Below are 696 nucleotides of genomic sequence, written 5' to 3'. Positions count from 1 at the left end.
TTGCTTTCAGTCTCTGCTGAAGACTGAAAGTTACCTTCGCTTTACTATTTCTAATAGTTTTCTCACATAATCATCTGCGTGGTTTATTGAAAACTCTCCATGATACATATTAGGAAGAACTTGTATAAAACTATCCTGCAATTTTTCATGAATGATTTTAGCGGATTTTTTCATTGATTGCTTTTCTTTTTCTCCAACATAAATTTGAACGGTTGCTTCACACTCTCCAATGCCATCTTTTAGTGAATATACTGAGTTTTCCTGTAAAAAGGCAATCATATCACTCTTTCTAATAGCACAAGTATCTTTGTAATATTCATCAAACAAATTCGACTTTATTCGTAGTGATTTGAATTGCAATTTTGAAAACCACTTATACTTTATTAAGCCATAGCAACTTCCAAACGCCGGTTTAATCATAGAATATGTAAATTTTGAAGGTATCACAAGTACACTTTCCACTATTGCATACTTACATATATCTTTGCGTTGAGATAAAATTTCAAGCAAAATCTGCCCTCCAAGCGATAGTCCTCCCATCATTAAAACAGAACCGCCCAATTTGCTATTTACAAATTCTATAATATCCAAAGCATTATTCTCTATCGTTGTAAACTGCTTATCACATCCTGCATGACCATCTAATATAGGCAAAACCACATGATAATCTGTTTGAAGTCTTTCAGCAACCTCTTT

At 33.0% G+C, this 696-nt stretch carries 1 protein-coding gene; it reads right to left on the bottom strand.

Annotated features, from left to right (window positions below):
- Positions 1 to 30: 30 nt before the first annotated feature.
- On the bottom strand, positions 31 to 696 hold a 666-nt coding region (locus PGU50_RS17945; protein WP_270247661.1), incomplete at its 5' end, for an alpha/beta hydrolase.

Source organism: Coprococcus sp. AM11-30B (assembly GCF_027674365.1).
Taxonomy (GTDB): domain Bacteria; phylum Bacillota; class Clostridia; order Lachnospirales; family Lachnospiraceae; genus Allocoprococcus; species Allocoprococcus comes.
This window is presented reverse-complemented; position numbering and strand designations above follow the sequence as displayed.